The following is a 22569-nucleotide window of genomic DNA, read 5'->3' as shown; positions in this document are numbered from 1 at the left end:
CCCGTGCCCGGGCGGGGTCAGCCCTTGTCGTCGTCCAACTTGTCCTGCGTACGCAACTCAAAGTCGCTCGCGTCATGGCGTTCCAGCAACTGGCCGGCGGGGTCGCCCCAGGCCCGGTTGACCATCTGGCCGCGCTGTACGCCGGGGCGAGACTGCAGCTGCTTGCTCCAGCGCACCACGTTGGTGTAGCTGTGTGCCTCGATAAACTCCTGGGCCTCGTAGATAGTGCCGGTCACCAGCTGGCCGTACCAGGGCCAGATGGCCATATCGGCGATGGTGTATTCATTGCCGGCCACGAACTCGTGCTTCGCCAGTTGCCGGTCCAGGACGTCCAGCTGGCGCTTTACCTCCATGGTGTAGCGATCAATGGGGTACTGGAACTTTTCCGGTGCATAGGCGTAGAAGTGGCCAAACCCGCCGCCCAGGATCGGCGCGCTGCCCATCTGCCAGAACAGCCAGTTGAGGGTTTCAGTACGACCGTGAATATCTTTCGGTATGAAAGCGCCGAACTTTTCCGCCAGGTAGAGCAGGATGGAGCCAGACTCGAACAGCCGTAGCGAAGGATCCACACTGTGGTCGACCATGGCCGGAATCTTGGAGTTGGGGTTCACATCCACGAACCCACTGGAAAACTGGTCACCCTCCATGATGCGAATCAGCCAGGCGTCGTATTCCGCACCCTCGAAGCCCTTTTCCAGCAACTCCTCCAGCATGACAGTCACTTTCACGCCATTGGGGGTAGCCAGGGAGTAGAGCTGGAGCGGGTGCTTGCCCACTGGCAGTTCCTTGTCGTAGGTGGGGCCGGCAATGGGGCGGTTGATGTTGGTGAATTTACCGCCGCCCTGGCTGTCCCATTTCCAAACTCTCGGGGGTGTGTAGGTATTCTCGGTCATGGTGATACTCTCGCTTGCCGCTTCGTGAAGGAATTCAGCGTGGTGAACCATCTTGCCACCGGAGCGGGACAGACACCAATAGCAGTGACAGGGACTTACACCTTGCCCTTTACACCAAGCCGATCCAGGTAGACATGCAGCTCGGCCTCGCTGAGATTGACGTATTCCAGCACCCGCCCGTACAGCATGACCGTGGGCACATTACGGCCATTGCGCTCCTGTTGCGCCTGGTTCAGCACGTGGAGAATGATGCGTTCGGTGCGGGTGAGACCATCCCGTACATCCGGGATGGTTTCCATCACCAGGTCCGGGTCATAGTCGCCGTTGTGGTCATCGGATGCCATGCTGATAGTCCTTGGTACGGGTTTTCCTGCAACCAGGTTCAGTAGCCATAGCCGCCGCTGTCATCGGCGGGGCTACGCCTGATCGTAGAATAGGATGGTATACCTGAAATGTCCTGTACCGACACCAGACGGAGCCCTTGACCATGACCGTACACTATTGGCAACCGATAGCGGTGCTTCTGTTCCTGGCCGTGTATACCAGTGCCTGGGGACAACCCTCAAACCCGATTCCCCCGTTCTCGGAACTGCCAGCGCTTACCACCGAGCACGGCTGGGAACCCCTGGAGTTCCCGGGTATCGGGCGCCACAGCCAGTATGAACTGGTCTCCGACCCGGACCAGGGACAGGTGGTACAGGCTCGGGCGGATAACAGTGCCTCCGGCCTGATCACACGGGTTTCCCTGGAACCGGGCGATTCACTGATCCTGCGCTGGCGCTGGAAAGTCGGCAATACCCTGGAAAAGGGCGATGCCCGCCGCAAGTCCGGTGATGACTACCCGGCGCGGATCTACGTAGCTTTCGAGTTCGAGCCGGAAAAGGCTGGCTGGTTCGAGCGCGCAAAACGCAAGACGGTCAGCGCCCTGTTTGGGGAAGAACTTCCCGGCAAGGCCCTGAACTACATTTGGGCAAATCGCCTGCCACAAGGCGACATCGTCGCCAACCCGTTCACGGACGACACCATGATGATTGCCGTGAATTCCGGCGAGGAAGAGCTGGGGCAGTGGGTCACTATTGAACGGGATATTGTGGCTGACTACCGCGAAGCCTTTGGGGACAACCCGCCGCCGCTGGTTGGCGTTGCCATCATGTCCGACGCCGACAATACCGGGGGAGCGGCAACGGCCTGGTATGGCGATATCAGTCTGGGCCGGCGCTGATGTATGGTTACAGTGGCAGGCCTTCCATCCTGCGTGACTGGCCAGCGCGTTCAATGGGCAACACCTCGCCCCGAGTGACCAGCCGGTCCCAGGCTTCATCAAAATCCTGTCGCCATTGAAATGCGTTCTCGCTGGCACTTGAGAACAGCCACGCCGCGTCACGGACCCACATGGGGGTGAACCGGATACCACGAACCGGCTTGGCCATCAGCAGGTCGAGAACCGGCTCCTGATAGTCCAACAGATAGTCACCGCGACCGCGTTCGAGCATGTCGAGGGCAGAATCATGGTTATTGGTGTTGATGGCCCGGATGACCTCAGTCTGGCTCAGGTAGCTGGCGAGGCCGGCATAGTTGTAGCCGGTAATGGTGATAAGGGTCTTGCCGAACAGGTCCTGGAAGTGACCCGGCTCGGGCGTTCCGGAAAGGTACCAGACACCATAGGCTACCCGCAGCGGCCTGCTGTCACTCTCGAGCACCTTGTCCCCCATGGCCGGATTGTCGGAAAACCCCTGCCACAGATCGATGGCCCCGGTTTCCAGGTAGTAATACACCCGGGCGGTGGGCAGGTAGAGAAACTCCAGCTCGTAACCAGCCTCCCGGGCAACCTTGCGGGTGAGTTCGACAAAGCGGCCGTCCGGCTGCCCGTCGGTGTTGCGAAACTGGTAAGGGGGAAAATCCACGTAACCGACCGTCAGTGGAGCGCCCGCGCCTGTCGCCAGAAGTGGAACCAGCAACCAGACCATCAATAGCAACCTTGCCATGGTGATTATCCTTTACGACCGGCAACCGCAAACGGGCTGTTGCTTATAGCAACATAGGCTGCGGTGAGGGCCTGGTCAATCCCCCACGTTACGGTTGTGTTACACCAGGTAAATGACACATAGCAGCCCGACGATCCCCATCACGATGGTGTAGGGAAAGGCCATAACGACCATCCGGCCATAGGACAACCGCACCAGTGGGGCGATGGCAGAGGTCAGCAGGAACAGGAAAGCGGCCTGGCCATTGGGCGTGGCTACGCTGGGCAGGTTGGTCCCGGTGTTAATGGCCACCGCCAGTGTCTGGAAGTGCTCGTTACTGATGGCACCGGCCTCCAGGGCCTGCTTGATCTCGCTGATATAGACCGTTGCCACAAAGACGTTGTCACTGATCATCGACAGCAGACCATTAGCCATGAAGAACATACCCGGCTGCTGGCTCTCCGGCAGGCTGAGCACAAACTCGATAATCGGCTTGAACAGATGCTGGTCGTGGATGACCGCAACCACTGCAAAGAACACCACCAGCAATGAAGTAAACGGCAACGACTCCTGGAATGCCTTGCCAATCTGGTGCTCATCCGTCACCCCCGTAAAGGACGTGATCAGGATAATCACCAGCAGGCCAATCAACCCAACTTCCGCCAGGTGGAACGCCAGCCCCACCACCAGTACACCGGCGGCGAATGCCTGGATCCACAAGGCAGCCTGGTCAGACTTGGTGCGCTTGGCCTTCTCGTTATCCGCGAATTCTTCCAGCACCCGGCGCACAGCCCTCGGCAGACGGGTTCCGTAACCGAACCAGCGCACCTTTTCCAGTGCCCAGCAGGTAAACAGACCAGCACCCAGGACCGGCAGGCTGACGGGCGCCATATGCTCGAAAAAGGTCACAAAGTCCCAGCCTACGGTCTTGGCGATGAGCAGGTTCTGGGGCTCACCAACCATGGTAGCGACGCCACCGAGGGCCGTACCGATGGCACCATGCATCAGCAGGCTGCGCAGAAAACCGCGGAAGTGTTCGAGGTCGTTTCGATGGAGCTCGATCACTTCAGCATCGCTGTTGGCATTATGGTCTTTCTGCTGGTAACCCTTGCCCGAGGCCACCTTGTGGTAAACCGAGTAGAAGCCCACAGCCACACTGATAATCACTGCGGTAACCGTCAACGCGTCCAGAAAGGCCGACAACAGGGCTGCGGCCGCACAGAAAAGTAATGAAAGTGCTGACTTGGACCGTACCCCCACCAGTATCTGGGTAAAGGTGACCAGCAACAGTTCCTTCATGAAATAGATGCCTGCCACCATGAACATCAGCAGCAGGATGACCGGGAAGTTGATCAGCAGCTCGTGGTAGACCGCTTCCGGCGTGGTCATGCCGATCAGCAGGGCCTCCACCGCCAGCAGGCCGCCAGGCAGGAGGGGGTAGCATTTCAGCGCCATCGCCAGGGTAAAAATGAACTCCCCGACCAGCAGCCAGCCAGCGACCGCAGGCCCGAACATGACCACCACGATCGGGTTGATCACCAGGAACAACAGAATCAGCTGCTTGTACCAGACGGGAGCCTTCCCCAGGAAATTGGCGGCGAAACCGCCGAATACAGTCGATGGCATTTATCTATCACTTCTATAGGGCGAGTCTTTTAACGGGCGCGCGCATATTACCAGATGCGCTGGCAAATGTGCTTGATATTCATGAAGGGATGTGCAGAAGGGCGATTATCCTGGTGCATTGCGTTGCCCCCATACGGACCAGGCGCACCAACCCGGTGCGATCCCGTTTATCGAACTGGGCCATACATCTCACCAATATCAAGGATAATCTTTATTTATCAACAACATGCTTCACATGGCATGGAGCTTGATAGGGTCACGGTACGCAGCGAGACGTTGGTACTGAGCCACATATCAAAGCGCGACAATCTGACAAACAGGTCAACTAGGGTTCCGATCTGCTGATGCCAGGCAGGTGACTGGTCCGAGAGTTGACGACCTTTTCCAAAGGTTACACGGCGGGACAAAAGCCCGGGAGGATCGTTCAGTGACTGACGCCTCTCGTTTTTTTGCAACCCGAACCAGGAGGAAAAGGCGATGCTCGCAACTGCAGCTCCCCTCTACGACGATCTGATTCCCGGCGGATCCCACTGGTCCTTTGTCATGCGCCGTGGCCATGTCCTGCGACTGATCGATGAAACCGGCGGTGCCAATGTCGGCATGCTGATGTACAACCCCGAGAATCCCCTCGAACGTTACAACATGCCGGATACCCTCAAGAACCAGCACACCTTCCTGCTCACCAGGGGTCATGTGCTGCTCTCCGATATGGGACGGGTTTTCGCTTCCATCATTCGTGACGACCTGGGCTGGCACGACACCGTCTCCGGTACCTGCAACGCCCACCTGGTCGAAAAACGCTGGGGTAAGAAAACCTATCAGCAGGCCCACAATCACTATCACCGCAACGGCCTCACCAGCTTTCTTAACGAACTGGCCAAGTACGGTCTGGGCAAGAAGGACCTCACCGCCAACCTCAACTGGTTCAGCAAGGTTCAGGTGGATGGGGAGGGCAATCTGAGCTATGTGAGTGATCGCTCACACGCCGGCGCCACCGTGGATCTGCGCTTCGAGATGGACACCATCGTGGTGCTTCATACCTGCCCGCATCCCCTCAACCCGGCCCCGAAATATCCCAGCCACCCGCTACGTTACCAGCTTTTCCGGGCCGCCCCGGTGACCGACGCCGATCCCTGCAAGACCTCGTCGCCGGAAGCCACCCGGGCTTTCGCTAATAACGCCCTGTACCACCTGTTCCAGTAACCGGAGGCCGGAGATGATCAGAGAAAGCAAGCTCAACCCCGACAACGCCGCCTTCCGGGAAACCGTGCCGGCAGGCGAATACTTCCTGAAAGTGGTGAAAGCCGGCGAAACCCTTCGCATCCTTGACCTGGAGGGCAACCAGGCCGCCGATACCCTGTTCTACAACGCCGATAACCCCACCGAGCGCTACAGCGCCGTGGACACCATCCGCGAGCAGGGCAACGTCTACCTCACCGCCGGTTCAAAGCTGATGTCCTCGGAAAACAACGTAATGCTGGAGATCACCGCCGATACCTGCGGCCGCCACGACACCCTCGGCGGTGCCTGCGCGGCGGAGAGCAACACCACCCGCTATGCCCTGGAGAAAAAGTGCATGCACGCCTGCCGCGACAGCTGGCTGGTGGCCGTCACCGAGCATGAGGAGCTAGGCATGGGCAAGCGGGACATCACCCACAACATCAACTTCTTCATGAACGTGCCGGTGACCGCCGACGGCGGCCTGACTTTCGCCGACGGCATCTCCGACGCCGGCAAGTACGTGGAGCTGGAGGCAAAGATGGACGTGCTGGTGATGATTTCCAACTGCCCGCAGCTGAACAACCCCTGCAATGGCTGGAACCCCACTCCGATCGAGGTGCTGGTATGGAACTGACAAAGCCGTGCTTCGACAAGGTCCTGATCGCCAACCGGGGTGCCATCGCATGCAGAATCATCCGTACCCTGCGAGCCATGGATATTCAGTCGGTCGCGGTCTATGCCGAAGCGGATGCGGATTCCCTCCACGTTCGCCAGGCTGACCAAGCCTGGTCCCTGGGGGCGGGTTCCGCCGCTGAGACCTACCTGGACCAGGACAAGCTGTTCCACATAATGGCAGAAAGCGGCGCAAAGGCCGTGCACCCCGGGTACGGCTTTCTCAGCGAGAACGCCGGCTTTGCCCGTCGCTGCGAGGCCGAAGGCATCGTCTTCCTGGGGCCGACCCCCGAGCAGATGGAACAGTTCGGCCTCAAGCACACCGCCCGTGCGCTGGCGGAAGAGGCGGGTGTGCCCTTGTTGCCCGGCACCGGTCTGCTGACCGGACTGGACCAGGCCCTGGCGGAAGCCGGACGCATCGGCTACCCGGTGATGCTGAAAAGCACGGCCGGCGGGGGTGGTATCGGCATGTCCCGCTGCTACGGTGATGACGACCTGTCGAAGAGCTTCGAATCCGTACAGCGGCTGAGCCAGAACAACTTCAGCAACAGCGGGGTGTTCCTGGAAAAGTTCGTGGAACGCGCCCGCCATATCGAGGTGCAGCTGTTCGGCGATGGCCAGGGCACGGTGGCCGCCCTGGGGGAACGTGACTGCTCCGCCCAGCGCCGCAACCAGAAGGTGATCGAGGAAGCCCCGGCGCCGGGGCTGTCCGCTGAGGTCCGCCAGCGCATGCATGCCACCGCCCGCGCCCTTGGAGAACAGATCGCCTACCGTAGTGCCGGTACCGTTGAATTCATCTACGACCCGGATACCACCGAGTTCTACTTCCTGGAAGTGAACACCCGCTTACAGGTGGAGCACGGCGTGACCGAGGCCGTATACGGCGTGGACATTGTGCGCTGGATGGTGGAACTGGGCGCCGGCACCCTGACCAACCTCAGCGACCAGGCCGCCGGCCTGACTCCAGAGGGCCATGCCATCCAGGCACGGATCTATGCCGAAGACCCCAACAAGGATTTCCAGCCTTCCGCCGGACTGCTTACCAATGTCAGCTGGCCACAGGATGCCGGCCTGCGTATCGATTCCTGGATTCAACCGGGCACCGAAGTCTCGCCGCTCTATGACCCCATGCTGGCCAAGGTCATTGTCCATGAGGCTGACCGGGAAAGCGCCCGCACACGCTTGATGCAGGCCCTTGACGACAGCCAGCTCTACGGCATCGAAACCAACCGCACCTACGTGCGCCAGGTACTGGCGGATGAGCGGTTCGTGGAGGGCCGGCTGTTCACCCGCACCCTGAACGAGTTCAACTACCGGCCCTCCACCGTAGATGTGGTCAGCGGTGGCACCATGACCACCATCCAGGACTACCCCGGGCGCATCGGCTACTGGGAAATCGGGGTACCCCCATCCGGGCCGTTCGACAGCTACTCCTTCCGCCTGGGCAACCGCCTGCTGGGCAACGAGGGAAGTGCGGCCGGCCTGGAAATCACATTGAAGGGCCCCACACTGGCATTCAACCGGGCTACCCAGATTGTGCTGACCGGCGCATCGCTGGACGCCAGCCTGGATGGCGAGCCAGTGCCTTTCTGGGAGGTACTGGACATCCCCGCCGGGGCCACCCTGAAACTGGGGGCCACCACCGGCGAAGGCGCCCGGGCCTACGTGCTGTTCCGGGGCGGGCTGGACTGCCCGCCCTACCTGGATTCCCGCAGCACCTTTACCCTTGGCCAGTTCGGTGGCCACGGTGGCCGGGCCTTGCGGGCCGGGGATGTCCTCCAGCTGCCGCAGTGCACGCCAGTGGACAAGGCAAAGCTGGGCAAGGGCCTGCAACCCACCATGGGCAAGACCTGGAAGTTGCACGTGACCTATGGTCCCCACGGAGCCCCGGATTACTTCACCCAGGCTGACATCGACACCTTCTTCGACAGCGAATGGGAGATTCACTACAACTCCAGTCGCACCGGCGTACGCCTGATCGGCCCGAAACCGGAATGGGCCCGCAGTGACGGCGGCGAAGCCGGCATGCACCCGTCCAACATCCACGACAATGCCTACGCGGTGGGTACCGTGGACTTCACCGGTGATATGCCGGTCATCCTGGGGCCGGATGGCCCCAGCCTGGGCGGCTTCGTATGCCCGGTCACGGTGATCAGCGCCGACCTGTGGAAGCTGGGCCAGCTCAAGGCCGGTGACAAGGTGCAATTCGTGCCGGTCAGCCAGGACCAGGCCGTGGCCCTGCGGGAAGCCCTGGACGAATCCATCGCCACCCTGACCGCCGCGTCTGCGCGTATTACGCCAATCAGGCCGCAAACCCCGATACTCGCCACGCTCTCCACCGACGAACATGAAACCGGCGTGGTCTATCGCGCCGCCGGCGACAACTATGTGCTGGTGGAATATGGCCCCATGGAGCTGGATATCCGGCTTCGCTTCCGCGCCCACGCCCTGATGCTGTGGCTGCGGGAGCAGGCCCATACGGCCATACTGGAGCTGACACCCGGCATCCGTTCGCTGCAGGTGCACTACGACAGCCAGCGGCTGGGCCAACAGGAACTGCTGCAACTGCTGATCAGCGCCGAGCAGGCCCTTGAGAAACAACCGGAATGGGACGTGCCTGCCCGCATCGTGCACCTGCCCCTGTCCTGGGACGACGAGGCGTGTCATACCGCCATCGCCAAGTACATGCAGTCGGTGCGCAAGGACGCCCCCTGGTGCCCCAGCAACCTGGAGTTTATCCGCCGCATCAACGGGCTGGACAACATCGACGAGGTCAAGAAAACCGTTTTTAACGCCAGTTACCTGGTCATGGGCCTTGGGGATGTTTACCTGGGTGCGCCTGTAGCCACTCCCCTGGACCCTCGCCACCGGCTGGTCACCACCAAGTACAACCCGGCCCGCACCTGGACCGCAGAGAACTCCGTGGGCATAGGCGGCGCCTACCTGTGCATCTACGGTATGGAAGGACCCGGTGGCTATCAGTTCGTCGGCCGCACCCTGCAGATGTGGAACCGCTACCGCACCACAGAGCACTTCGAACCCGGCAAGCCCTGGCTGCTGCGCTTCTTCGACCAGGTGCGCTTCTATGAAGTGAGCAGCGACGAACTCAAGCAGATCCGCCGCGACTTTCCCAATGGCGACTACCCCATCCGTATCGAGGAAACGCACTTTAACCTCAAGGACTACGAGGGTTTCCTGGCTGAAAACGAAGGCGACATCCGCGACTTCACGGCCCACCGCCAGCAGGCCTTCGATGAGGAGCTGCAACGCTGGATCGAGTCCGGCCAGATCAACTTCAGCGCCGAAACGCCCATTGAGGACACCGGTGAAGACGACACCACCAACCTGCCGGCCGGCCAGCACGCGGTGGAAAGCCACGTGGCCGGCAACCTTTGGGAATGCCTGGTGAAACCAGGGGACGAAATCAGTGCCCAGCGACCAGTGGCGGTGGTGGAGTCCATGAAGATGGAGATCGAACTGCTCAGCCCGGTCAGCGGGCGGGTGGTGGAAATCCGCCGCGATGCGGGCCAGGCGGTATCGCCGGGCACCCCCGTGGTGATTGTGGAAGAGATCAGCAACTGAATCCGAAACGTCTTTCAATAACGGGCAAAGCCCGGGGAGAGCATCATGAAAACACGTAAACTGACCCAGAAAATCAGCGCCGTTCTGGGAGCGGGCCTCCTTGCCAGCTCCCTGTCTTTCAGTACCCTGGCACAGGAGAGGGATTCCTTCAGCATCGCCTGGACCATCTACGCCGGCTGGGTACCCTGGCAGTATGCTGAGGACAGCGGCATCATGAAAAAATGGGCGGACAAGTACGACATTGAGGTGGATATCGTCCAGGTCAACGATTATATCGAGTCCATCAACCAGTACACCGCCGGCCAGTTTGATGGCGTGGTCGCCACCAGTATGGACGGACTGTCCATTCCCGCCGCTTCTGGTATTGATACCACGGCACTGATTGTGGGGGATTTCTCGGATGGCAACGACGGCCTTGTGTCCAAGGACGCAACCAGCATCGAGGATCTGGAAGGTGAGACGGTTCACCTGGTGGAGCTGTCAGTGTCCCACTACCTGCTGGTGCGGGCACTGGATTCAGTGGGGCTGGAAGAGCGGGACATCAATGTGGTGAATATTTCCGACGCCGACCTGGTGTCCGCTTTCCAGACGGATGATGTCCGGCATGTGGCCACCTGGAATCCTCTGCTGGCGGAGGTGAACAACTATCCCGGTACCACCCAGCTGTTTGATTCCCACCAGATTCCCGGGCATATCAAGGATCTGACCCTGGTGAACACCGAGACGCTCGAAGACAACCCGAACCTGGGCAAGGCCCTGGTGGGCGCCTGGTTCGAGACCATGGACATCCTGCGCTCCGACAGTGACGAGGGCCGCGAGGCGCGGGCCATGCTGGGCGAGATTTCCGGTACTGACCGGGCCGGTTATGAGGCTCAACTCTCAGGCATGCGGATGTTCTGGGAACCAGCCAACTCGGTGGAATTCATCAACAGCGAGGAAGCCCGCGAGGCGATGGACAGCGTTCGCCAGTTCTCTTTCGACAAGGGCCTGCTGGGCCAGGGCGCCATGAGTCCCGACTTCGTGGGTATCGAGTTCCCGGATGGTTCCGTCATGGGCGACGAGGGCAACGTGCAGTTCCGGTTCAATGACCGTTACATGCAGATGGCGGCAGACGGGGAGCTTTAACGCTTGCCTGACCACAACATGGAGGGCACGATTCAGTTCGTGCCTTTCGCAAGCCTCATCTGACTCGACCTTATGCGCCGTACCAAGGAAGACGCCGAAAAAACCCGCCAGGCCGTTCTGGAAGCCGCACTGACCCTGTTCAGCCGCGACGGTTATTCACTCACCACCCTGAGCCGGATCGCCCGGGAAGCCGGCTTCAGCCGCGGCCCGATCTACTGGCACTTCGATTCCAAGGATGACCTCTACGAAGCGGTGCTCTCATATTCCCAGGAGCCGCTGGAAGCTCTGGTGGCGGAATGCCGGGCCATGGCCAATACCCCCATTGACGCTATGGATCATTTCATCGAGCGCTGGCTGTGGTTGCTGGCGAACGACCGCAAGTACCGGCAATCCTTCGAGATCCTGCTCAACAAGACCGAACTGACCGAAGCCATGGGCCGGACCCTGGCGCGGGAGCGGGAGCTGACCCGGTCCATCGTCACCCTCTTCCGGTCGCTGATTGCCAGCGCAGTCAGCAAAGGGCTGCTGGACACCGACGAAGACCCGGAAAAGCTGGGTTTGCTGAGTTACACCTACCTGATGGGGATTACCCAGAGCTGGCTGTTCTTACCGGAGCTGTTTTCGCTGGAACAGGAAATGTCTTTCTTTCAGAGAAAATTCTGGAACCTGCTGACGGCCAGTCGTACTGTCTGACCTGGTTGAGGGTTAGCCCATAAAGGAAAACCCCATCAACCGGGATGGGGTTCTCGACTGAATCACTTTTTAGCTGGTCAGAACATCTTCAGATAACGCTCCACCTCCCAGGACGACACATGGTTCTGGTAGCTTTCCCACTCGCCCCGCTTGTACTGTACAAAGCTGTTGAACATGGCCTCGCCGAATACCGCCTTTGACAGGGGGTCTGCCTCAAAGGCTTCCACCGCCTCACCCAGGTTCCGCGGCAGGTATTCGATGCCCTGGGCGGTAATCTCGGCGTCGCTGTAGTTGTACATGTTCTCATGGTGGGGGGCACCGGGGTCCAGTTGTTCACGGATACCTTCCAGACCCGCCGCGAGCATCAGGGCGCTACCCAGATAGGGGTTACAGGCAATATCCGCTGCCCGGCACTCGATACGGCCGCCAACACCGGGGATGCGGATCATGTTGGTGCGGTTGTTGGAACCATAGCACTGGAAGACGGGCGCCCAGGTGGAACCGGACATGCTGCCCTGGCGTACCAGGCGCTTGTAACTGTTGACCGTCGGGGCAATCACCGCGCTGATGGCGCCGGCGTGCTTCAGTACACCGGCAATGAACTGGTAGGCCAGCTTGCTGATGCCACAGCCGTGGGCATCGTTACCGTTGGCTTCAAACAGGTTTTCCCCGGTCTTCAGATCCGCCAGTGACATGTTGTAGTGGGCACCACTGCCGGTGCGGTCGGCGAAGGGCTTGGGCATGAAGCTGGCAAAGGCGCCGTGCTTGCGGGCAATCTCGTTGGCCATCATGCGGAAGAACACGAACCGGTCCGCCATGGTGAGGCCATCGGCGTATCGGAAATCGGTTTCGAACTGGCCGTTGGCATCTTCATGGTCGAAGGAATACACATCCCAGCCCAGTTCATTCATGGCCTCCACGATCTCGTCCATGATCGCCAGGTTGTCCATCATGGTGCGGGGGTCATAGCACGGCTTGCCGGCGGTATCCCGTTCGCTCACCGGTGCAAAGCCCCCGTCTTCGGTATCCCGGAACAGGAAGAACTCGGTCTCGATGCCCAGGTTGAAGCGATAGCCCATATCTGTGGCGGCATCGAGCTGGCGACGGAAGATGTTCCGGGAGCAGGCCTCGAACGGCTCCCCGTTGAGATACAGGTTGCCCGGGAACCAGGCCAGCTGGCGGTTCCAGGGGCAGATGGCGACACCCGCGGCGTCCGGCATAGCCGCCACTTCATCGTCGGAGATGTCCTGGGGTACCCCATCCAGCGCCGCGCCGGTATAGAGCTCCGAGCCTTCCATCATCTGGCCCAGGTGGGCGATGGGGACAAATTTCCCCTTGCTGATGCCGTGGATGTCCACATAGCTGGCAATCGCGTACTTCACGCCGGCATCCGCCAGCTGCTGTTTGAGGTTCTGGGTGGTCATGGTGTCTGACATGGTGATGTTCCGTTGTCCGTTGTGTTGGTCTGGCACCGGGGCTCCGGCACCGCTGGAATCTGGCACGGACTTTCCATTCAACTTACATGCCAGTGTGTATGTATACCGATTGGCGTGATTTCAGAATTGCTTCCAAAGGAATCCGGGAATGAACAGAACATCTTGGAAAATCAAAGAATTCAGGGTATCGAACCTGGAACTGTCTGAAGGCGGATCCCTCAGGGATGCCCGCCTGGTCTACCATCAGATCGGCACCCTCAATGCACCAAAAGACAACCTGGTTCTGCTACCCACGTACTACGGTGGTGCAGCCGCGGGAAACTACCCCCTGCTGGATGGCAACAGCCCTTTGGACCCGGAACGCTACTGCATTGTGATCCCGGCCATGCTGGGCGCGGGCGAGTCCTCCTCGCCTTCCAACACCCGCGGTGACCAGGGCGGCGCAGGCTTCCCCCGGTTGACCCTGTACGACAATATCGCGCTGCAGAAACGACTGGTGGATGATGTGTTCGGCGGTGCCTCCCTGGCACTGGTAGCGGGCTGGTCCATGGGGGGCATGCAGGCCCTGCAGTGGGCTGCGGCCTGGCCGGACCGGGTGCGGGCAGTGGTGGCCAGCTGCTGCACCGCAGAATGTTCGCCCCACAACTGGCTGTTCCTTGAGGGAGTGAAGGCCGCCCTGAAAGCCGATCCGTCCTTTCAGGAAGGCCGCTACAACCGCCCACCGGAGGCCGGGCTCAGGGCCTTCGCCCGAGTCTATGCCGGCTGGGCCTACTCCCAGGCATTCTTCCGCAACAGCGGGTACAAGGCACTGGGGTTCGAGTCCGTCGAAGCGCTGCTGCAGTTCTGGGAACAGGACCATCTCGCCCAGGATGCCAATGATCTGCTGTCAGTCCTTGATGCCTGGCAGCGGGGATCCGTTGGCCGGTTCCCCGGCAATCGTCACAACCTGCCCCGGGCGTTGTCCCGCATCACCATGCCGGCACGCCTTCTGCCCTGCCGCACCGACCTGTATTTCACCGTGGAAGATGCCGGCCGGGAGGCGGCGTTAATGCCCGGTGCCAGGTTGGACGTGATCGAGTCAGACTGGGGGCATATTGCAGGCGGACCTGGGCGTAACCCGGCCGTAATGGTGCAGATGTTTCGAGCCATGACGGAAGTGCTGTCCGAATCGGGGCAGGGTACCTTCGGTTAGCGCCCTCCCGGGGGGCAGCGCAGGGCAATCATTGCACCAAATGAGTGCGCCCAGACCAGAAGCGATAACCGGGCATTCGCGATAAACCTCTCCGAAGCTTTATAAATCAATAAATTGAGAGTTTATTTCCGGTCTGGCACGGGCCGTGCAATTTCTCCCCATAACGACACACAGATCCAGTCACAGCAACACCCGCAACTCAGGGATGCGGAATTACAGGCTGACTAATAGGTGACTAGGGTTCCGGTTCAGGGCATAGCCCTGAATGGCTGGTCCGAGAGTGACCGACCTCTGCGAGGTTACACGGCGGGACAAAAGCCCGGGAGATCGAAGAACCACAGCGATTCCGTTGCCGTGTTGCTTAAGGAGCCTATTGATGCGATTGATCAACCGCCACCCTGCCCGGACTACCGCCCTGTTTCTGGGGTTACTGCCCTTCGTGCTGATCGTACTGCTGTATGGCACCGCCTCCCAGGAACGGCTGGCAAATAACCCCAACGACAAGCTGTTGCCCGGCCTCGAACAGATGACCAGTGCCGTTAACCGCATGGCGTTCCAGGAAGACCGCCGCAGCGGGGAGTACCTGATGTGGCAGGACACCACCGCCAGCCTGCAACGGCTGGGGATTGGCGTGGGCGTTGCCGCCTCGCTGGCACTGGTTGTGGGGCTACTTAACGGCATCCTGCCGGTGGTCAGGGCTGGCATGGCACCACTGGTGTCGGCCCTGTCGATGATTCCCCCGCTGGCGATACTGCCTATCCTGTTCATCGTGTTTGGGCTGGGCGAGCTGTCCAAGGTGATGCTGATCGTCATCGGTACCGCCCCCATCATGATGCGGGACGTCGCCCAACGGGTACGAGAGCTACCCCAGGAGCAGCTCATCAAGATACAGACCCTCGGGGCCAACAGCTGGCAGGTGGTGACCCGCATGGCCCTGCCCCAGGTGCTGCCACGACTGATTGATGCCGTTCGCCTGAGTCTGGGCCCCGCCTGGCTGTTTCTCATTGCCGCCGAGGCCATCGCCTCCGAGCAGGGCCTGGGCTACCGCATATTCCTGGTCCGTCGCTACCTGGCGATGGATGTGATCATCCCCTACGTGCTGTGGATTACGCTGCTGGCCATCGTCATCGACCAGTTGCTACGGCTGGCCAACCGCCGGCTTTTCCCCTGGTACAACGCCGGAGGCCACTGATGAGCTTTATCACCGTCAATAAACTGTGGAAGGAATACGGCCACACCGTGGTGCTGGAAAACCTCAACCTGACCGTGGAGCAGGGGGAATTCTGCACCCTGGTGGGGGCCTCCGGCTGCGGCAAGTCCACCTTCCTGAAAATGTTACTCGGGCAGGAACAGCCCACCCGAGGAGACCTTCAGCTCGAAGGTGACACCTTCCCCGGCGAGCCGGACCGCAACCGGGGCATCGTGTTCCAGCGTTACTCGGTGTTTCCGCACCTGACCGTGCGCCAGAACGTGCTGATGGGCCTGGAACTGGAACAGAAACCGTTTCTCGGCAAGCTGTTCGGCAAGGCCCGGCGGGAAGCGCTGGCAAAGGTGGATCAGATGATCGAGGCCGTGGGCCTGGCCCACGCCGCCAACAAATGGCCCCACGAACTTTCCGGCGGTATGCAACAGCGACTGGCCATTGCCCAGTCGTTCATCATGCGCCCCCGGGTGCTGCTACTGGACGAGCCCTTCGGCGCCCTGGACCCGGGCATCCGCCGGGACATGCACCAACTGATACTGAAGCTCTGGCGGGAGACCGGCACCACCATCTTCATGGTCACCCACGACCTGCACGAAGGCTTCTATCTTGGCACCCGACTGCTGGTGTTCGACAAGGTCCGCAACGACCCACAACAACCGGAAGCCTTCGGCGCCACCATCACCTACGACCTGCCCATCGGCCAGACCGACCAGCAGCTCTACGAATCCATCGAAACCTCTGTGTCGGAAACGGCACGGGCCCTTTCTGCATGAGGCTCCCGTGATGACCACCACCATCAAACTCGATATCCCGGCCCTGCTGCAGGCCTACCGCAACGGTGACCTGACTCCCGCCGCCGTCGTTTCCCATGTGCTGGAACGTGCCGCCGGATACAGCGACCGCAACATCTGGATCCACCTGGCCAGCCTGGAAGAACTGGAACCCTACCTGGAGCGACTGAGCCAGTCGGAACCCGGTGACCTTCCGCTGTATGGCATCCCCTTTGCGGTCAAGGACAACATCGATGTGGCGGGGATGCCAACCACCGCTGCCTGTGAAGCCTTTCGCTACCAGCCGGAGTGCCATGCCTTTGTGGTGGAAGCCCTGGTCAATGCCGGCGCCATACCCATCGGCAAGACCAACCTGGACCAGTTTGCCACCGGGTTGGTGGGTACCCGCTCACCGGAACCCTGGGGGGCCTGCCGCAACAGTTTCGACCCGGACTATATCTCCGGTGGCTCCTCTTCCGGTTCCGCCGTAGCCACCGCCCTGGGCCTGGTGAGCTTTGCCCTGGGCACCGACACCGCCGGTTCCGGCCGGGTGCCGGCGGCCTTCAACAACCTGGTCGGTCTCAAGCCAACCCTGGGTCGGCTCAGTGTTCGTGGCGTCGTACCCGCCTGCCAGAGCCTGGACTGTGTCTCGATCTTTGCGCGCTCGGCAGAGCAGGCACAGACCGTGCTCTCCATAGCCTCGGCCAGCGACTCCGCTGATCCGTGGCAACGCCCCCAACCCATTGGCCGCAGGCCAATAGCAGGGGAGTTCCTTTTCGGGGTTCCCCTCGACCACCAGCTGGACTTCGATGGTAATAACGGCGCCCGGGCCCTGTTTGCCCGTTCCGTTGCGCAGCTTGAACGCCTCGGTGGTAAACCGGTCGAAGTGGACTTCCAGCCCTTCCTGGACGCCGCAAAACTGCTCTACGAAGGACCCTGGGTCGCGGAACGGTACCTGGCCACCAGCCCGCTGATCCAGGACCAGCCAGACGCACTGCTGCCGGTGACCCGGAACATTATCAGTCAGGGCACCCGGGGGAGTGCCAGGGACGCGTTCGCCGCCCGCTACCGGCTCCAGTCACTGAAAAAGCAGGCAGACCGGGTCTGGGAACAGGTACACGTGATGGTCACACCCAGCACCCCCACTATCTATACCCGGGCACAGGTAGACGCTGACCCGATCAGCCTGAACAGCCGCCTGGGTACCTACACCAACTTCATGAACCTGCTGGACTACAGTGCCGTCGCGGTGCCGTCCGGCTTCCTTGATAACGGCCTGCCCCTGGGCTGCACCCTGTTTGCCCCGGCTTTCCAGGACGAGGCCCTGTTGGCCCTGGCCAGTCGCTTGCACCCACTTGCCACCGATACTGTCGGAGCGCTGACTGACTTGCTCGACAGCCCGGCCCTTAACGCCACCGAAGGCACCATCGATGTGCTGGTCTGCGGCGCACACCTGTCCGGCCTGCCCCTGAACCACCAGCTTACCGACCGTAACGCCGTGCTCGTGGAAACCACCGAAACCTCCAGCACCTACCGCATGTATCGGCTGGCCGGCGGCCCGCCACTGCGTCCGGGCCTTATCCGCGATGAAAATGCAGGCACCGCAATACCCGTGGAGATCTGGCGGGTACCGGCAGACCGCTTCGGCAGCTTTGTGGCGGGCATCCCGGCTCCGTTGGGCATCGGCAAGGTGGAGCTGAATGACGGGCGCTGGGTGCCCGGTTTCATCTGCGAACCCGTCGGGCTGGAAGGAGCGGAGGACATTACCCACCTGGGGGGCTGGCGGGGATTCCTGGCGTCACGCTGATCCGCTGTTCAGCCAGCCAAAGGTGAGCATGGCGGTGATCAGGTAACGGCCGCCCTTGGCCAGGGTAACAATGGCCACGAACCGCCAGAAGGGCTCCCGCATGATACCAGCGATCAGCGTCAGCGGATCGCCGATAAAGGGCGCCCAGCTCATCAGCAGCGACCAGTGCCCCCAGCGGTGGTAGTGCACCTGGGCCTTTTCCAGGCTGGCAGGCTTGAAGGGAAACCATTTCCGGTAGCGGAACCGTTCGATATACAGCCCCAGATACCAGTTCACCACCGAACCCAGCACGTTGCCGACGGTGGCCACCAGCAATAGACCCACTATCGAGTAGGTATCTGCCACCAGCAGCCCTACCAGCAGCGCTTCCGACTGGAACGGGAAGAAGGTGGCAGCGGCAAATGCGGCAATGAAAAGGCTGAGATAGGCCATGAAGCTTCCGGAACTCCGGACGATGCAGCGGGTAACGATCTGCCACTTTAATCCGGGATGCAGAGGAATGCGAGGAGCGTCCTTGCTCCCGCTGCGGAGTTACTCCGCTGAGGCAATCAGGCTGGCGTTACCACCGGCGGCGGTCGTGTCGATGCACAGGTGCCGCTCGATCACATAACGCTGATCCAGGGTGTGCTCGGTGATCAGCGGCAACAACGCCCCATCACGCTTTGCCAGGGCCTGCCGGTACTGCCTGAGCAGATCCGTCTCGGCGCAGGTGGCCACGCCGTGGAAACCATCGACGGTGGCCAGGGCCTCAGGCACCAGCAGACCGTCACGGCCGGCTACGGGCAGGCCCGCCTCCGCCGCCTTCTTCACGGTGTCCTCGACCCCCGGCGCGATCAACACCACGCGGTTGCCCTGGGACAGGGCGGTGGCCGCCTGCTCCAGCGCACTCTCCCGGTCCGGTCCCAGGCACAGCACCAGGCCGCGGGGATGGTTGGACAGGCAGTTCAGTTCGCCGGTGGGACCTGGCAACTCCTCCGACTCGGCGTCCAGTGGGGCCGGTGCCTCACCGAATATCGGCGTCAGCGCCGCCATGCGCTCAGCGGGGGCTTTCAACGCCGGTTTGCCCGCCTCTTTTATCAAGTCGGTCAGGGCGCTGGCATCAACGGCACCAGCCTCCGGCGCCGGGCACCGCCGGACGTCCGCCTGCAGGAAGCGACGCACGTATTGCGGCCCACCCGCCTTGGGGCCAGTACCGGACAGCCCTTCGCCACCAAACGGCTGGGAGCCGACAATGGCACCGATCTGGTTGCGGTTCACATAGGTGTTGCCCACGTGGATTCGTTTGGAAATCTGGTCCACCCGATGGTCCACACGGCTATGGATACCGAAGGTCAGGCCGTAGCCCTTGGCATTGACGGCATCGACGACCTTGTCGATATCCTTCGCCTCGAAGGTCGCCACATGCAGCACCGGGCCGAAGATCTCCTCCTCCATCTCCTCGATGCCGCTCACCTTGAGTACCACCGGTGACACGAACCGGCCCTTGTCCGGCACCGGAACCTTTTTCAGCAACCGGCCCTGTTGCTCGAAGTAATCACAGTGATCCTGGATCTTTTTCTGGGCGTCTTCGTCGATCACAGGCCCCACATCGGTGGACAGCTGCCAGGGGTCGCCGATGCCCAGTTCGTCCATGGCACCATAGAGCATCTCCAGCAAGTGGTCAGCGATGTCCTTCTGCACGTAGAGCATACGCAGGGCGGAACAGCGCTGACCGGCACTCTGGAAGGACGAGGCAAGCACGTCCCTGACCACCTGCTCGGGCAGTGCCGTGGAATCCACAATCATGGCATTGAGGCCGCCGGTTTCCGCCACCAGCGGCGCGTCCGGCGCCATGGTCTCCGTCATCGACTGGTTGATACGCTGGGCCGTGGCGGTGGAGCCGGTAAAGCAGACACCGGCAATACGCGGATCGGCCGTCAGGGCGGCACCTACCGTGCTGCCAGTGCCCGGCAGCAACTGGATTGCTCCCCTGGGAATACCTGCCTCATGCATCAACTCTACGGCACGGACGGCCAACAATGAGGTCTGCTCCGCCGGCTTGGCCACCACGGTGTTGCCCGCCGCCAGGTTGGCCAGGATCTGCCCGGTGAAAATCGCCAGCGGGAAGTTCCAGGGTGAGATACAGCACATAACGCCCCGGGGGGCACCACTGCCTTCGTAGCGTTCCGCCTCGTTGGCGTAGTACTGGGCGAAGTCCACCGCCTCGCGGATCTCGGCGACTGCATCTAGCAACGACTTGCCGGCCTCACGGGTGGTGAGGGCAAACAGTTCGTGGGCGTTCTCTTCATAGAGATCACCCACCCGGCGAACGCAGGCGGCGCGGTCGGCCGCCGATTGTGCCGACCAGTCCCCGAATGCCTGCTGTGCGGCATCAATGGCGACATCGATGTCCTGCTCCGATGCCCAGGTAATCTGGCCCACCAGGTCATCGGGATCTGCCGGGTTACGCACCTCCTGGCTGTCACCACCCGCCGGACCGTTCAGGGTGACCGGGCCACCCTGCCACTGGAAATCCCGGTATCGGTCGCGGCCGCGGTTGATCTCGCCAATAGTGACCGGGTCGGTAATATCCCAGCCTTTGGAGTTGCGACGCTGCTCACCGAATATCTTCGCCGGCTTGACGATGGCCTTGCTGGACAGGTTCTCCCCCAGGGACTCCACGGTCTCGATGGGGTCACGGGCAATCTCCTCCGGGGTAATACTGGTATCAACAATCTGGTTGACGAAGGAGCTGTTGGCGCCGTTCTCCAGCAGCCGCCGCACCAGGTAGGCCAGCAGGTCGCTGTGCTTACCCACCGGCGCATAGATGCGACAGGGCACGCCGCTGCTCTTCATGACTTCGTTATGCAGGGACTCCCCCATGCCATGCAGGCGCTGGAACTCGTAGTTGTCCAGGCCAGCGGTACGGGCCATCTCCAGGATGGCGGACACCGAATGGGCATTGTGGGTGGCAAACTGGGGATAGATGCGATCCGCCATGTTCACCAGTTTATGGGCGCAGGCGAGGAAGGCGACATCACTGCAGGCCTTGCGGGTGAACACCGGGAAGTCGGTCAGGCCCATCACCTGGGCGCGCTTGATCTCCGCATCCCAGTAGGCGCCCTTGACCAGGCGCACCATGATGCGACGGTCCAGCTTCTCTGCCAGCGCGTAGAGCCAGTCCAGGGTTTTCGACGCACGCTTGCCGAAGGCCTGCACAACCACCCCAAAGCCTTCCCAGTCAGCCAGTTCCGGGTCGGACAGGATCGCCTCGATCACATCCAGCGACAGGTCAAGCCGGTCCTGTTCCTCGGCATCGATGTTGAAGCCCATGTTGGCAGCGGCGGCCTTCTTCGCCAGTTTCAGGGCCCGGGGCATCAACTCGTTCATGACCCGGTCACGCTGGCCATACTCATAGCGCGCCAGCAGTGCGGACAACTTGACCGAAATACCCGGGTTCTTGCGCACATCGCCATCGCAGAACCGAGAGATATAGTCGATGGCGTTCTCGTAGGCATCGTAGTAACGCAGGGCATCGGCGTCGGTTCTCGCCGCCTCCCCCAGCATGTCATAGGAATAGGTGTAGCCCTTGGCCACGTACTCCTTGCCTTCCTTGTGAGCCTCTTCGATGTCCCGGCCCAATACGAACTGACGGCCCATCTCCTTCATCGCCTGGCCGGCGACGGTACGAACCACCGGCTCGCCCATACGCTTGACCATCTTCCGAAGGGTGTCCCCCACGCTCTGGCGCTCGGAATCCTTCAGCAGGTTACTGGTCATCAGCAACGCCACGGTGGTGGAGTTGATAAACGAGGACGACGCCTTGCCCACATGGGCGCCCCAGTTACCGGAGGTGATCTTGTCCTCAATCAGGGCGTGGATGGTCATGTTGTCCGGCACCCGCAGCAGGGCCTCTGCCAGGCACATCAGGGCCACCCCTTCCTTGGTGGTCAGGCCATACTCCGCCAGGAACTTTTCCATAATGGTGGAGCGCGCGCTGGAACGCACATCCCGCACCAGGTCAGCGGCCCGGTCGGAGATAGCACGACGCTCCTCCGCTGTCAGGCCGGCCTCCGCAATCAATTCATGGATCACCTTGTATTCATCGGCGAGATAGTAGTTGCGGACAGCCTGGCGGCTTTCGGCCAGTGTCGGTTTCTCTGACTGCTGCGGTTTCATAGCGGTAACCTCATCGTCATGTGTCTCTCTTGCAGGCATTCTACCGACAGGGGGGCAGGCCATTTTCCTGTATTAATTCTATACATTAGTAAATAAGCCCGTTTTATACCGAATTGAACTATAATATGGGCTTTGATTTTGTAAATTACAGGAAAAGTGACCTTAACCAACCGTTTTCCAGGTGACTGATCCGGGAATGCCTGACGTCAAACCTGTACAAATTTCA

17 protein-coding genes and 2 riboswitches are annotated in these 22569 nt (G+C 61.1%); of the genes, 10 read left to right on the top strand and 7 right to left on the bottom strand.

The genetic code is table 11. The features are described from left to right. Positions 1–17: 17 nt before the first annotated feature. Positions 18–893 carry a glutathione-dependent disulfide-bond oxidoreductase gene (yghU, locus tag BM036_RS09585; RefSeq protein ID WP_091851023.1) on the bottom strand — a complete coding sequence of 292 codons (876 nt, stop codon included), beginning with the start codon at positions 891–893 and terminating at the stop codon, positions 18–20. A 95-nt stretch (positions 894–988) separates the two neighbouring features. Further along, on the bottom strand, positions 989–1237 hold the full coding sequence (locus BM036_RS09580) for a hypothetical protein (protein ID WP_091850958.1): 249 nt from the start codon (positions 1235–1237) through the stop codon (positions 989–991). A gap of 143 nt (positions 1238–1380) precedes the next feature. On the opposite strand from BM036_RS09580, the gene BM036_RS09575 reads away from it, so the two are divergent. Then, on the top strand, positions 1381–2115 hold the full coding sequence (locus BM036_RS09575; protein WP_091850955.1) for a DUF3047 domain-containing protein: 735 nt from the start codon (positions 1381–1383) through the stop codon (positions 2113–2115). Positions 2116–2122: 7 nt separating this feature from the next. Here BM036_RS09575 and BM036_RS09570 read toward each other — a convergent pair whose 3' ends face one another. Continuing rightward, complete coding sequence (locus BM036_RS09570) at positions 2123–2878, bottom strand: substrate-binding periplasmic protein (protein ID WP_091850952.1); 756 nt, start codon at positions 2876–2878, stop codon at positions 2123–2125. 99 nt (positions 2879–2977) lie between these two features. Beyond that, on the bottom strand, positions 2978–4483 hold the full coding sequence (nhaB, locus tag BM036_RS09565) for a sodium/proton antiporter NhaB (protein WP_091850949.1): 1506 nt from the start codon (positions 4481–4483) through the stop codon (positions 2978–2980). Between the two features lie 314 nt (positions 4484–4797). Further along, positions 4798–4903, top strand: a riboswitch (guanidine-I (ykkC/yxkD leader). Positions 4904–4960: 57 nt separating this feature from the next. Between nhaB and BM036_RS09560 the strand changes: the two genes are divergently transcribed. The 5 genes from BM036_RS09560 to BM036_RS09540 all read left to right on the top strand — a co-directional run bounded on the left by BM036_RS09560 (position 4961) and on the right by BM036_RS09540 (position 11776). Next, complete coding sequence (locus BM036_RS09560) at positions 4961–5686, top strand: urea amidolyase associated protein UAAP1 (RefSeq protein WP_091850946.1); 726 nt, start codon at positions 4961–4963, stop codon at positions 5684–5686. Positions 5687–5699: 13 nt separating this feature from the next. Continuing rightward, the gene (locus BM036_RS09555) at positions 5700–6338 is read left to right on the top strand and encodes an urea amidolyase associated protein UAAP2 (protein WP_091850941.1); all 639 of its coding nucleotides are present in this window, start codon (positions 5700–5702) and stop codon (positions 6336–6338) included. After that, positions 6329–9958: an urea carboxylase gene (gene uca / locus BM036_RS09550; protein ID WP_091850938.1), complete on the top strand. Its 3630-nt coding sequence runs from the start codon at positions 6329–6331 to the stop codon at positions 9956–9958. Before BM036_RS09555 ends, uca begins: the two co-directional genes overlap by 10 nt. A 45-nt stretch (positions 9959–10003) precedes the next feature. Then, positions 10004–11083, top strand: coding sequence for a putative urea ABC transporter substrate-binding protein (locus BM036_RS09545; RefSeq protein WP_091850936.1), 1080 nt, complete (start codon positions 10004–10006; stop codon positions 11081–11083). 72 nt (positions 11084–11155) lie between these two features. Next, entirely contained in the window at positions 11156–11776 is a 621-nt protein-coding gene (locus BM036_RS09540) for a TetR family transcriptional regulator (RefSeq protein ID WP_091850933.1), read from the top strand. Between the two features lie 77 nt (positions 11777–11853). Here the strand turns inward: BM036_RS09540 and glnT are convergent, their stop codons facing one another. Then, the gene (glnT, locus tag BM036_RS09535) at positions 11854–13212 is read right to left on the bottom strand and encodes a type III glutamate--ammonia ligase (protein ID WP_091850931.1); all 1359 of its coding nucleotides are present in this window, start codon (positions 13210–13212) and stop codon (positions 11854–11856) included. Positions 13213–13360: 148 nt separating this feature from the next. Here glnT and BM036_RS09530 point away from each other — a divergent pair, with 148 nt between their 5' ends. The 4 genes from BM036_RS09530 (at position 13361) to atzF (ending at position 18185) form a co-directional block, all read left to right on the top strand. Then, positions 13361–14404 carry an alpha/beta fold hydrolase gene (locus BM036_RS09530; protein WP_091850907.1) on the top strand — a complete coding sequence of 348 codons (1044 nt, stop codon included), beginning with the start codon at positions 13361–13363 and terminating at the stop codon, positions 14402–14404. A 224-nt stretch (positions 14405–14628) separates the two neighbouring features. Continuing rightward, a riboswitch (guanidine-I (ykkC/yxkD leader) is annotated at positions 14629–14732 on the top strand. Positions 14733–14780: 48 nt separating this feature from the next. Then, a complete protein-coding gene (locus BM036_RS09525; RefSeq protein WP_091850904.1) occupies positions 14781–15596 on the top strand; it encodes an ABC transporter permease in 816 nt (271 codons plus the stop codon). After that, positions 15596–16381 carry an ABC transporter ATP-binding protein gene (locus tag BM036_RS09520; protein ID WP_091850901.1) on the top strand — a complete coding sequence of 262 codons (786 nt, stop codon included), beginning with the start codon at positions 15596–15598 and terminating at the stop codon, positions 16379–16381. Before BM036_RS09525 ends, BM036_RS09520 begins: the two co-directional genes overlap by 1 nt. A 10-nt stretch (positions 16382–16391) precedes the next feature. Continuing rightward, positions 16392–18185: an allophanate hydrolase gene (gene atzF, locus BM036_RS09515; protein ID WP_091850899.1), complete on the top strand. Its 1794-nt coding sequence runs from the start codon at positions 16392–16394 to the stop codon at positions 18183–18185. Here atzF and BM036_RS09510 read toward each other — a convergent pair. Continuing rightward, on the bottom strand, positions 18177–18617 hold the full coding sequence (locus BM036_RS09510; protein ID WP_091850896.1) for a YqaA family protein: 441 nt from the start codon (positions 18615–18617) through the stop codon (positions 18177–18179). The two genes, atzF and BM036_RS09510, sit on opposite strands and share 9 nt — an antisense overlap. A 99-nt stretch (positions 18618–18716) precedes the next feature. Further along, positions 18717–22343, bottom strand: a complete 3627-nt coding sequence (gene putA, locus BM036_RS09505; RefSeq protein WP_091850893.1) for a bifunctional proline dehydrogenase/L-glutamate gamma-semialdehyde dehydrogenase PutA — start codon at positions 22341–22343, stop codon at positions 18717–18719. Positions 22344–22569: the final 226 nt, after the last annotated feature.

The organism is Marinobacter segnicrescens, assembly GCF_900111555.1.
Lineage (GTDB): Bacteria > Pseudomonadota > Gammaproteobacteria > Pseudomonadales > Oleiphilaceae > Marinobacter > Marinobacter segnicrescens.
The sequence above is the reverse complement of the archived record's forward strand: the minus strand, read 5'-3'. Positions and strand labels throughout refer to the sequence as shown.

Coding starts and splice junctions, on each gene's coding strand:
- uca (WP_091850938.1), top strand. CDS start 6,329: ATGGAACTGACAAAGCCGTGCTTCGACAAGGTCCTGATCGCCAACCGG.
- atzF (WP_091850899.1), top strand. CDS start 16,392: ATGACCACCACCATCAAACTCGATATCCCGGCCCTGCTGCAGGCCTAC.
- BM036_RS09560 (WP_091850946.1), top strand. CDS start 4,961: ATGCTCGCAACTGCAGCTCCCCTCTACGACGATCTGATTCCCGGCGGA.
- BM036_RS09530 (WP_091850907.1), top strand. CDS start 13,361: ATGAACAGAACATCTTGGAAAATCAAAGAATTCAGGGTATCGAACCTG.
- nhaB (WP_091850949.1), bottom strand. CDS start 4,483: ATGCCATCGACTGTATTCGGCGGTTTCGCCGCCAATTTCCTGGGGAAG.
- BM036_RS09510 (WP_091850896.1), bottom strand. CDS start 18,617: ATGGCCTATCTCAGCCTTTTCATTGCCGCATTTGCCGCTGCCACCTTC.
- BM036_RS09520 (WP_091850901.1), top strand. CDS start 15,596: ATGAGCTTTATCACCGTCAATAAACTGTGGAAGGAATACGGCCACACC.
- yghU (WP_091851023.1), bottom strand. CDS start 893: ATGACCGAGAATACCTACACACCCCCGAGAGTTTGGAAATGGGACAGC.
- BM036_RS09540 (WP_091850933.1), top strand. CDS start 11,156: ATGCGCCGTACCAAGGAAGACGCCGAAAAAACCCGCCAGGCCGTTCTG.
- BM036_RS09580 (WP_091850958.1), bottom strand. CDS start 1,237: ATGGCATCCGATGACCACAACGGCGACTATGACCCGGACCTGGTGATG.
- BM036_RS09525 (WP_091850904.1), top strand. CDS start 14,781: ATGCGATTGATCAACCGCCACCCTGCCCGGACTACCGCCCTGTTTCTG.
- BM036_RS09545 (WP_091850936.1), top strand. CDS start 10,004: ATGAAAACACGTAAACTGACCCAGAAAATCAGCGCCGTTCTGGGAGCG.
- BM036_RS09575 (WP_091850955.1), top strand. CDS start 1,381: ATGACCGTACACTATTGGCAACCGATAGCGGTGCTTCTGTTCCTGGCC.
- BM036_RS09555 (WP_091850941.1), top strand. CDS start 5,700: ATGATCAGAGAAAGCAAGCTCAACCCCGACAACGCCGCCTTCCGGGAA.
- glnT (WP_091850931.1), bottom strand. CDS start 13,212: ATGTCAGACACCATGACCACCCAGAACCTCAAACAGCAGCTGGCGGAT.
- BM036_RS09570 (WP_091850952.1), bottom strand. CDS start 2,878: ATGGCAAGGTTGCTATTGATGGTCTGGTTGCTGGTTCCACTTCTGGCG.
- putA (WP_091850893.1), bottom strand. CDS start 22,343: ATGAAACCGCAGCAGTCAGAGAAACCGACACTGGCCGAAAGCCGCCAG.